Source organism: Candidatus Bartonella washoeensis Sb944nv (assembly GCF_000278135.1).
Classification (GTDB): domain Bacteria; phylum Pseudomonadota; class Alphaproteobacteria; order Rhizobiales; family Rhizobiaceae; genus Bartonella; species Bartonella washoeensis.
In genome coordinates this window covers 9,059-18,556 of record NZ_JH725023.1, presented here as the reverse complement: position 1 = coordinate 18,556, position 9,498 = coordinate 9,059, and the positions used below count along the sequence as shown (strand labels likewise).

Sequence of the window (9,498 nt, the reverse complement as noted above, 5' to 3'; positions counted from 1 at the left end):
TGCTTGGTGGTGGTTTTTGCTGGGGTGAGAATGGGCAAGAGACGTGTGTGGTGAGGGGTTTCAGTTCAAGCGGGTGCGATGCGCGTTAGGTGGGGAGACTGATGGGGAAAAGGTTCGTTGAAGCGTAAAGCGATAGTTTTTTTGACGCTGTTGTGTCATGCGTTTTTGTATTGGTTTGCGGTTTTCCTTTTTCTTTATTTCTGTGTAAGCGTAAAGAGTGAGTTGCAAAAAAGGAAAAACAGAAGAAGTGAAGGTTATGCGTGTTCTATAAAACTTAATAGGCTAATGGGAGGAGCGAAGTTCAAGAGTGGGATGCAAAGGGTAAGGTGAGAAGTTAAATGAAGAGCAGGGTCAATGATAGCTTTATCCAAATATGGTCAACGATCATTTTTATCAGAAGTCTTTATTTTTCTTGCCGTGTCATCGTAAAAGCGTAAATTCGTAAAAGCGTAAATAATGAATTAAAGAAAAGTAAGAGGTGAGGGGTGTTGTGTGGGTTTTACAAGATGCAATGAGCAGAGTGGCAATATTATAAGCGAAAATTGAAGAGTTTGTGCGTAAAGAGTGCGGAGAGAAAGGGGAAGGCCTGTGGATAAAAGGGGATGTTGAAGGCATGAGCTATAGAGCAGGTGGCGCTTTGCAGTGAAGGCTTTAAGCGAGAGGATTGCAGGTGTGGTGCTTGGTGGTGGTTTTTGCTGGGTTGATTATGGGCAAGAGACGTGTGTGGTGAGGGGTTTCAGTTCAAGCGGGTGCGATGCGCGTTAGGTGGGGTGGACAGGTGAGAGGGATGGGGCCATGAAGGTGGATGAAGGAGGTGCGTAAGGTTATGCACAATTTTGGGTATTTTGATCAGCATTCTAAACCGTTGGAAGATGGAGGGAGAGAATTCTTTTAGACTATACAGTTGGAGGTTTCGCTGCTCTCATTTATCCACACGCAGACCTGCTTTTTGTTTGATAAAGCTTTCTCAACATAAAACCGTGGTTTATACAGTGTATGCGTTATTGCTCAACAGACAATTTGTAACAACAAAATAGGTTCTTAAAAACTTTATCGAAAAATCAAAGAAAAAGGCTACGCTTCACGATTAAGATATCAATGCAGGGATCACTTTAAAAAAAATGGCGGTATATACCGCCATGTTAATTTAAGTTGGAAAATTTTGCTCCGAATTCTGCTATTTTAACAAAAAATACTGCAGTGAAGCAAGAAATCACAGTATATCACATAACATTTAAAAAAATCTATCAAACAGTAACAGATTTTCTGTTTCAGATCAAGTTTGTTTTATTTCAGAAAATGCTTGGCATTTTAAATGCACGAATTTTCATGAAAAAAGACTTTAATTCATCTTGTTTACTTCAGTTTATTTACTTCAGTGAAAGGGCTGGATTATTCTTTAATAATGCATGGAGTAAATGCCTTGATGGGGGGATAGGCGTTCTGAAAACAAACTTTGAAATCAAAGTAGAAACCTTCCTTCCTCCTTTCACGATAAGCAGTGCTTACAGCACATTTATGCAGGCAAATGATCATGGATATTTAAATGAAAGCATCTTTGTTTTGCTTGCGCTTTTTCTATGGGGAATGCGGTTTATCGAAATATAAAGCGGATAGGTGAAGAGCAAAAGAGGAGGATGATGGGTAAGAACAGGGAAGGGGCTCGTGATGGGAGAAAATACCAATCCCTTTTTTGCTTGTCTTTGTTGCTTGCCTCAAATGGTTTTTCTCTCATGCGTTTTTCCTTTTCTGTTCTTTGTAAGATTTTAGCAATACGCAGAGACATGCAGTGCTCTCTTTTTGTAAGATTTTCATGATTTTTGTTGGCTAAAAAGGTAGGAAATGGCGATCTCTCTCGATATTTTGCTAGCGGTGCAATTTAAACCAACATTTTGTAACAAGAGGATTTTAGTGGCGAAAATGCGTTAAAAATAAGGATTTTTTATTGTAAAAAAAAGGATGTAAAAACCTCAGTATTAATTGAATAAAACTTATTTTGCTGTTCAAATTTCTTTTATGGTCAGCATGAAAAAAATCCCTTCTTTTGTGTGCTGAAAAAGACAAACTTATAGTTTCAATAGCTTTGTTGAAATTCCCTTTTAGTCGCTTTTATACTTTACTGTTTTTTCTATAGTCATAGAAATAATAAAATAATAATTGTGAGTAAATTAAGTTCTTTGCCTCTTTTTTGACAAATTTAGCAATATGTTGGGTATCAATAAAAAAGAGGATTTTAGTACAATGTTTGTTCCATTTTTAATCGCTCTAGGTACAGCAATAACCACTGTATATGGCAAGAGAAAAATAAGTTATATTTGTTGGACAGTCTTGTTCATTGTTACTCTTCTTATTTTAGATCACCATGTAACTTCACTTTAAACGTGTCTTTTTGATGGAATAATCATGGAACATATTGAACAGAAAAACTATCATTTCGTCATATTTATGAATGTGTTAGGACTTACTGGGTTATGCGTTGTTTTGTTGATGACTTTCTATTATCAACTGACAAACCCCGTGTCGCCTGTGTTGCCGGTGTCGCCATGCCCGCTTTGTCTTCTGCAACGTCTTGGTTTTATAGTTGCGGGGTGTGGATTTTTATTCAATATTCTCCATAGGGTGAAGAATATCCATTATGGTATGGTTATTTTTGGTTGTACGGTGACTTGTATTTCTGCTGCTAAGCAAATTTTGTTACAGATGATACTCGGTAATCTTGCAGATGGCCCAACGCTCTTTGGTTTGCGCCTTTATAGTTGGGCATTTATTGTTTCAGTCCTTTATATTTTTGTGGTTGCCTTCATTATGATTTTAAGTGAAGTGTCACACAAATTTAAAATATGCTCTCCTTTCTCCGTGTTGAGTAAAATGGCAAGTTTTCTCTTTGTGTTTTTGATTGCTGCAAACTTGCTTACTGTCATACTTGAATGTGGAGATGGGTTGTGCGCTAGTGATTCCGTCAGATATGGTGTATTGTCAAATTGGTTTCATTCCTCATCTTAAAAGCTTTTTTCCATAAGTTTTTAACTGTATTTTTATTGTAAGATTGCAGAAATCCTCGTGATTTTTGTTGGCTAAAAAGGTAGGAAATGGCGATCTATCTCGGTATTTCGCCAGCGTGCAATTTAAACCAACATTTTGTAACAAGAGGATTTTAGTGGCGAAAATACGTTAACAATGAGGGAAATTTATTATGAAAAGAGAGATATAAAAATCTCAGTATTGAACGAATAAAACTTATTTTGCTGTTCAAATTTCTTTTAGGTCAGCATGAAAAATTCCCTCTTTTATGTGCTGAAAAAAACAGCCATCATCAATGCTTTTCTTGAAACGCGTGCTTAGAAGCCTATATGCTCTGTTGTTTTCTCTCATTGTGAAGATGATAAAGAGCATAATAATAATGTGAATAATAAATTCAGTGTCTCTTTTTTGCCCAAATTCCCGATATGGTGCGCATCAATCAATAAGATAAGGAGATTTTAGTACATGTTTGTTCCATTTTTAATCGCTTTAGGTACAGCAATAACCACTTTATATGGCAAAAAAAACATAAGTTACGCTCTATGGGCTCTTCTTTTGGTGGTTATTCTTCTTACTTTTAATCATCATGCAACTTCTACTTTAAATCTATCTTTTTGAGAGAATAATCATGGAACAGGTTGAACAAAAAAATCATCATTTCGTTATATTGATGAATGTGTTGGGACTTATTGGATTATCCATTGTCTTGTTGGTGGCTTTCTATTATCAATTGGTAAAATTTGAGTTGCCATGCCCGCTTTGTCTTCTGCAACGTGTTGGTTTGATGCTTGCGGGGTGTGGGTTTTTACTCAATATCCACCATAGGGTGAGAAATACCCATTATGGTATGGTTATTCTTGGTTGTATGGTAACCAGTGTTGTTGCAGCGAGGCAGGTGTTTTTACATATCACACCAGATGATCTTGGATACGGTTCAACGTTCTTTGGACTGCATTTTTATACTTGGGCATTTATTATTTCAGTCCTTTGCATTTTTGCCGTTGTCTTGGTTATGATTTTAGGTGAAGTGTCACACAAATTTAAAATATGCTCTCCTTTCCCCTTCCTGAGTAAAATGGCAAGTTTTCTCTTTGTGTTTTTGATTGCTGCAAACTTGGTTTCTACTGTGCTAGAATGTGGAAGTGGGCAATGCGCCGATGATCCTGTAAGATATGAATTGTTGTCGAATTGGTTCCCTTCTTCTTAGGACTTTTTTTTTCAAAAAACTTTCTATTTATATAAACAAACTTTCTATCTATATATCTTGCTAAATGAAGGGGCGACAATGTCAACATTGCCGCTCCTTATTCTTCTTTGCGAAAGATTTTGAGAAAGAAAATCTGCTCTAGGTTTTTTATCTCTGGGAGAGTTTCCTTGGTTTTTGCTAGTGTGTTTTTTAAAGTGTGTTCTCTTGATCTTAGAATTCTTTGTTTCGAAGAAGTTTGTGTCAAAAAATATTGGGGGAAAATCAAAGACTTTTGCGCGTCAAAGATGCTAGGTGGGCAGAGAGTTATTGCTAGGTGGATAGTTTTTGTGATGGCCAATTTTCTTGCTGGAGCGATAAGATTTACACACAGGTTTTATGATTGAAACGAGGGGATGCCTTTTTAAGGTTTTGTGCAATGCACAGCGAGACATAAACACCTTATAACGGCGGTCAATCATTTTCATGTTCATAGGCCATTAAGGGTAAACGAGTTTTCCTGTCTAAACCATGCTTTATAATGATGATAATAATAATGCAAAGGCACGTACTTTCTGCTTGTATCATGAGAGGAGCGAGCTTCTGGCATGCATAAACAAGGTATGAGACAGCAAGCGCAGAATTAAATCGAGGAGAAAAAGCTATGATAAACAGGACAATCTTTACGTGATATTGCCCTGATTGGTTCGGATTATTTTTGCAAAAAATGGAACAATGCACAAGAAATGAGACATTTTAAGTGAAAAATAACAAACTGTTGAAGTTTTTATGAAGTCATGAAAATAGTCTTTGTAACTTATAGTTTTTTTATGAAAAGCGCTCCGTTATTTCAAATAACAAGAAAAGCGGTAGCTATTTTTCTTATTGATAGTGTTTTCTAAAGTCGCCTGCCAGATACAAGCGCCCTCGTATTGGTATTTCGGGAGCTTGAAAACACTGAACTCAAATCAGCATTTCGCTTTTAGTGCTGAGAGCACTTGGACATAGCAAAAACTCCCGGAATCCCGGGATACCCACACAGCGGGTTCATTTTTACGCTAGAGCTTAGGGCTTTCAGATCCTATTGGTCGTTGCGTGTTGCCTATGCGACCAAAATCACAGTGCTCATCAATAAAGCACTTTGAGGAGGTTAGCAATCAAAATGAAAATAGTTTTTTAATGAAGCGTATTTCATTTCTCAAACTCTCAAGAATGCTCTCCAAAATCATAAGATCAGACCCGCGTTTATTGAAAGAACGCAAAAGCCTTTGTTCTTAAAGCGCAAGGCCCCCTACGGGAGCGCCTGACAGCGACCTTGAAAAGAACCAGGGCTTGTTTTGTCCTTCAGACAAAGCTCTGAAATCATGATCTATGGGAAGAGCTTAGAATAACACCTAAAGCACCTTATAGTATGGAAGAAACATTTGATTTTTTAACGACAATGGATAATTTCTTCTGAGGTTTTGTAAAGATACACGATAGAGTATATTATGGCTTTAGGATTTAAACATAAAGAACTTGAGGCCTTCTATAATACTGATGCTACAAAGAGAATTCAATCTGCCCATACTCTCAAAGCTAAGACGTAATTTCAGTGCTCTTAACGTCGCTATATCACCAAATGGTTTGTGCATTACCCATCCTTTCGATTACATCCTCTAAAAGGGGATCTTAATAAGGGCTATTGGTCAATAACTGTAAATGGAAATTGGCACATAATATTGCGTTTTATTGGTATCGATGTCGCATTTGTCGATTATCTAGATTATCATTAAATAACGGAAACTAAAAAAATGATGAAAAACCCTCCACATCCTGGGGAACTTTTGCGTGAAGATGTCATCGCGAAACTTGGTTGATCCGTTATTGAAGCCATTGAACCGCTTAGGATGTCTCGTGTAGTATTTTCTAGGGTTTTAAATGGGAGAGCTGCACTCAGCCCCAATTTCGCTATACGGCTTGAAGTGGCAAGTGTGCGTTTAGCTAAGTGATTGGCTGGTTATACAAACAAATTATCATTTAGCGTAAGTTCTAAAACATAAACAACCTAAGATACGACCTCTTTATACCAACGCATGTTAGTATCTCCTCTATCTTCTTGAAGTACTTTTTAAGGGGCGTTTTAGGTGCTAAGAGCAGCTCTCTCCTTAGATCATGATTTCGGATAAATTTCTTACTGCTAAGGTGTGTATGCGGGGGACAGAATGTTAAGTAAAAAAGGATAAGAAATAACCTTATATTAAAACTTAGTCCTTGATGTTGATATAAAGATATATTCACATAAGCTGTGAATTAAGAGTCGGTGGGAGAGGGTTGCAGGATGGGGAGAGAGCATTGAAAAGTGCAGGGCAGAGTGAAATGAAGGGTTAAAAGACCGTTTTTTGATGCTTTTGTATCACACGTTTTTGCATGGCTTTGCGGTTTTCATAGCTGTTTGCTTCTGTGTCATCGTAAAAGCGTAAATTCGTAAAAGCGTAAATAATGAATTAAAGAAAAGTAAGAGGTGAGGGGTGTTGTGTGGGTTTTACAAGATGCAATGAGCAGAGTGGCAATATTATAAGCGAAAATTGAAGAGTTTGTGCGTAAAGAGTGCGGAGAGAAAGGGGAAGGCCTGTGGATAAAAGGGGATGTTGAAGGCATGAGCTAAAGAGCAGGTGGAGCTTTGCAGTGAAGGCTTTAAGCGAGAAGATTGCAGGTGTGGTGCTTGGTGGTGGTTTTTGCTGGGTTGATTATGGGCAAGAGACGTGTGTGGTGAGGGGTTTCAGTTCAAGCGGGTGCGATGCGCGTTAGGTGGGGTGGACAGGTGAGAGGGATGGGGCCATGAAGGTGGATGAAGGAGGTGCGTTGAAGTTTTGAGACAAGGTGTTGCAGAAGGGTTGAGGAAAAGAGAGCATAGGTGGGCTTTGAAAGGAGGGGGTAGTTTTTTGAGGGAGGTTTTTTGGGAAAGAGGCGCTTCTGGAAAGAGGTGCTTCTGAAAAGAGGCTCTGGCGATGAGATTTTAAAGCGGGTAGGTGTTTTCAAAGGTTATTGCGGTGGTATCTTTTTGGCATGTTCTTGAAAGGGATCCTGTGAGGTATGATTGAGAGCTTTGTTTTGGAAGCATTTTGATCAGTATGAAAAAAAAAGCCATGAGGTGGTGCAAACTTGCTTTATGAAGTGTGTTGACACCTATTAACCTATGTGCGTTCCTCCTCTTGGAGATGATGTGCTGAGGGAGATGATGTGCTGAGGGAGATAGCAAAAAATGTTGCCAAAGGGGGGCGTATTTTTTTGTTGCAATGGATTAAAATTCAACAAGGATGGGAGAGTAACGTAGGGTTTGACTCTGTTTCAGTCTTTAGAGAAAATGAGCAAGAAGCGGTGGTCGTATAGGTTCTGGTGGAGTGCTCAATATTGATATGAAAAGCGAGAGAGAGTATCCCATCTTTCATTTTAAGGGCAAGATTTGTGGAAGATTTTGCTGGTAGGTTGTGCAACTATCATGTTTTGCCCGTAAAATACGTTTGTTTAGGACGGTGATAGAGGGCATGTTCAACCTTTTACATGTTCAGTGTTTGAAGAGTGTTGTCGTAAGTTCTTTAGGTTAGAGCTTGCTTGCCTATAGAGCCCCCTATGAGGTGAACGACATGAAGTGGTCGAAGTAGTCTGGAGAACCAGCCGAAGAGAGAACAGACTGTTTACAGATCGGTCAATGGGTAAGAATGTTTATTCTTTATGGTGGGGAGGACGTTATTATAAGAAAATGAAAAAAGAAAACAGAGATAAAACTGTTCCTGTCGCGATATTAATCCAGCCTTTTACCCGCTGCTTTTTTAAAGCGGTGCTGGCAAAGGATATAAAAATGGTCATTAAAGTAAACCATGCAAAGATGTTGAAAGAATGTATGGTGACAAGTTCAAAGCCTTTTTTAATGCTACCACCAGAAGACAAAAATTTCGGGAAGGCCGCTATAGTGAATATTGATACTTTGGGGTTTAGTATTTGTGTCATAAAGCCGTCTATATAGCTGGTGAAAAACTTTGTTTTACCAATAGCACTCTTTTCATTTGTTGAACTTCTTTCTTTTGAATTTAAGCTATGTATTCCAGATTTAATTGCTTTAAAGCCCATGTATAATAAAGTGAAGCTTCCCATGAGTTTTACTAAAAAAAACAGCGTTTTGTTGTTGAGAATGAGCGCTGATACACCTAGTATGGAAAATGCCCCATGCACGTATGTTGCTGTACACAATCCTAAAACATTGGCAAATGCGTTTTTTCTCCCCAATCTGGTTGCATTATCGATGATAAGGGCCATATTCGGTCCCGGTGAGATGACTAAAAAAAATGAAACAATGAAAAAGGTCAGTATTTGATGATTCATTTTACTTCTAGCTCTGAAATTAATTGATCTTGTAGATACAATTCTATTCTATCAAATTGAGAAAGTTTGCCTACGCCCTGTGGAGTGCCTGTGTATATGATATCACCACGTCTTAGCTGAATGTGGCTGCTCAAAAATGATATTATCTTCTTAAAGCTAAAGATCATATTTTTCGTATTGCCAACTTGTCTCGTTTCGCCATTCAATTTCATTGCAAAGGTTATTGGGGCAAAGGTTATTGGGTTGTTTATTTTTTCCTTTTTTATAAAATCAGAGACATATGCAGCGCCTTTAAATCCTTTCGATAAAAGCCAAGGAAGTCTTTTTTCTTTCAGTTTTGTTTGCAAATCTCGCGCTGTGAGATCAAGACCTATTGCTATGGCATCATAGCATTCTTCTGCTCCTTCTTCCGTGACCATGAAAGTGTCCTTTGCGATTCTGAGCACAATTTCAGTTTCAAAATGGATTTCTTTAGAAAAATCAGGAAGATGAATTTCATTGCCTAAAATGAGTGAACTGTTTGGCTTGCTGAAGATAACAGGTTCCTCTTCAGCAGTAGTGCCCATTTCATGAACATGTTCAACATAATTGAGTCCAACACAGTAAATGTCATTTATCATAGGAGACCCCTAAATTTTTCATTTTCTTTTGTATAGGTTCTTTTTGTATAGGGAAGAGAGAACTTTGCAAACAACATTTTTCTTATATCACGCCTATGCGCTTTCTGAAAAAGAGGCTTTATGTGGGGTAATAAGCAACTGTGATGAAAGCCACTTGGCATTTTCTCTCTTTTGAAGAGTGTCTAATCTTATAGTTTTTGAGAGATAAGAAAACACTGTTTTCATGTTTGTTGCTAATCTCCTTAAAGTGCTTTATTCCTTGAAAGATGTTTTGGTCGTATGGGCAACGATCAAGGGGGGCGTGAAAACTCA

Annotated in this window: 11 protein-coding genes and 1 pseudogene; 10 read left to right on the top strand and 2 right to left on the bottom strand. The window is 38.0% G+C overall.

Annotated elements, in window-relative coordinates:
- The first annotated feature begins 642 nt into the window (after window positions 1-642).
- The 10 genes and pseudogenes from MCQ_RS09775 to MCQ_RS09170 all read left to right on the top strand — a co-directional run bounded on the left by MCQ_RS09775 (window position 643) and on the right by MCQ_RS09170 (window position 7,576).
- On the top strand, window positions 643-765 hold the full coding sequence (locus MCQ_RS09775; protein ID WP_280641542.1) for a hypothetical protein: 123 nt from the start codon (window positions 643-645) through the stop codon (window positions 763-765).
- A gap of 387 nt (window positions 766-1,152) precedes the next feature.
- The gene (locus MCQ_RS02585) at window positions 1,153-1,608 is read left to right on the top strand and encodes a hypothetical protein (RefSeq protein WP_035007812.1); all 456 of its coding nucleotides are present in this window, start codon (window positions 1,153-1,155) and stop codon (window positions 1,606-1,608) included.
- 597 nt (window positions 1,609-2,205) lie between these two features.
- Window positions 2,206-2,379, top strand: coding sequence for a DUF5993 family protein (locus MCQ_RS09540; RefSeq protein ID WP_420021778.1), 174 nt, complete (start codon window positions 2,206-2,208; stop codon window positions 2,377-2,379).
- Window positions 2,380-2,403: 24 nt separating this feature from the next.
- Window positions 2,404-3,003 (top strand): disulfide bond formation protein B, encoded by a 600-nt coding sequence (locus MCQ_RS02580; RefSeq protein ID WP_006923370.1) that lies wholly within the window; start codon window positions 2,404-2,406, stop codon window positions 3,001-3,003.
- 483 nt (window positions 3,004-3,486) lie between these two features.
- Window positions 3,487-3,639, top strand: a complete 153-nt coding sequence (locus tag MCQ_RS09045; protein ID WP_006923369.1) for a DUF5993 family protein — start codon at window positions 3,487-3,489, stop codon at window positions 3,637-3,639.
- A 10-nt stretch (window positions 3,640-3,649) separates the two neighbouring features.
- On the top strand, window positions 3,650-4,228 hold the full coding sequence (locus tag MCQ_RS02570; protein ID WP_006923368.1) for a disulfide bond formation protein B: 579 nt from the start codon (window positions 3,650-3,652) through the stop codon (window positions 4,226-4,228).
- A 1,604-nt stretch (window positions 4,229-5,832) separates the two neighbouring features.
- Window positions 5,833-5,979 (top strand): type II toxin-antitoxin system RelE/ParE family toxin, encoded by a 147-nt coding sequence (locus tag MCQ_RS09285; RefSeq protein WP_244595351.1) that lies wholly within the window; start codon window positions 5,833-5,835, stop codon window positions 5,977-5,979.
- Between the two features lie 18 nt (window positions 5,980-5,997).
- Window positions 5,998-6,232, top strand: a pseudogene (locus tag MCQ_RS09535) (HigA family addiction module antitoxin).
- Between the two features lie 639 nt (window positions 6,233-6,871).
- Entirely contained in the window at window positions 6,872-6,994 is a 123-nt protein-coding gene (locus MCQ_RS09770) for a hypothetical protein (RefSeq protein WP_280641541.1), read from the top strand.
- A 432-nt stretch (window positions 6,995-7,426) separates the two neighbouring features.
- Window positions 7,427-7,576 carry a hypothetical protein gene (locus MCQ_RS09170; protein WP_159052266.1) on the top strand — a complete coding sequence of 50 codons (150 nt, stop codon included), beginning with the start codon at window positions 7,427-7,429 and terminating at the stop codon, window positions 7,574-7,576.
- Window positions 7,577-7,936: 360 nt separating this feature from the next.
- On the opposite strand, the gene MCQ_RS08720 is transcribed toward MCQ_RS09170, so the two are convergent.
- Together MCQ_RS08720 and MCQ_RS02545 are read right to left on the bottom strand one after the other, a co-directional pair.
- A complete protein-coding gene (locus tag MCQ_RS08720) occupies window positions 7,937-8,566 on the bottom strand; it encodes a LysE family translocator (protein ID WP_006923365.1) in 630 nt (209 codons plus the stop codon).
- Window positions 8,563-9,186: a fumarylacetoacetate hydrolase family protein gene (locus MCQ_RS02545; RefSeq protein WP_006923364.1), complete on the bottom strand. Its 624-nt coding sequence runs from the start codon at window positions 9,184-9,186 to the stop codon at window positions 8,563-8,565. Before MCQ_RS02545 ends, MCQ_RS08720 begins: the two co-directional genes overlap by 4 nt.
- Window positions 9,187-9,498 lie beyond the last annotated feature (312 nt).

Bases quoted from the DNA above. Each gene is read 5' to 3' on its own strand.
- MCQ_RS09540 (WP_420021778.1), top strand. From the start codon at position 2,206: ATGTTGGGTATCAATAAAAAAGAGGATTTTAGTACAATGTTTGTTCCA.
- MCQ_RS02580 (WP_006923370.1), top strand. From the start codon at position 2,404: ATGGAACATATTGAACAGAAAAACTATCATTTCGTCATATTTATGAAT.
- MCQ_RS09045 (WP_006923369.1), top strand. From the start codon at position 3,487: ATGTTTGTTCCATTTTTAATCGCTTTAGGTACAGCAATAACCACTTTA.
- MCQ_RS02570 (WP_006923368.1), top strand. From the start codon at position 3,650: ATGGAACAGGTTGAACAAAAAAATCATCATTTCGTTATATTGATGAAT.
- MCQ_RS08720 (WP_006923365.1), bottom strand. From the start codon at position 8,566: ATGAATCATCAAATACTGACCTTTTTCATTGTTTCATTTTTTTTAGTC.
- MCQ_RS02545 (WP_006923364.1), bottom strand. From the start codon at position 9,186: ATGATAAATGACATTTACTGTGTTGGACTCAATTATGTTGAACATGTT.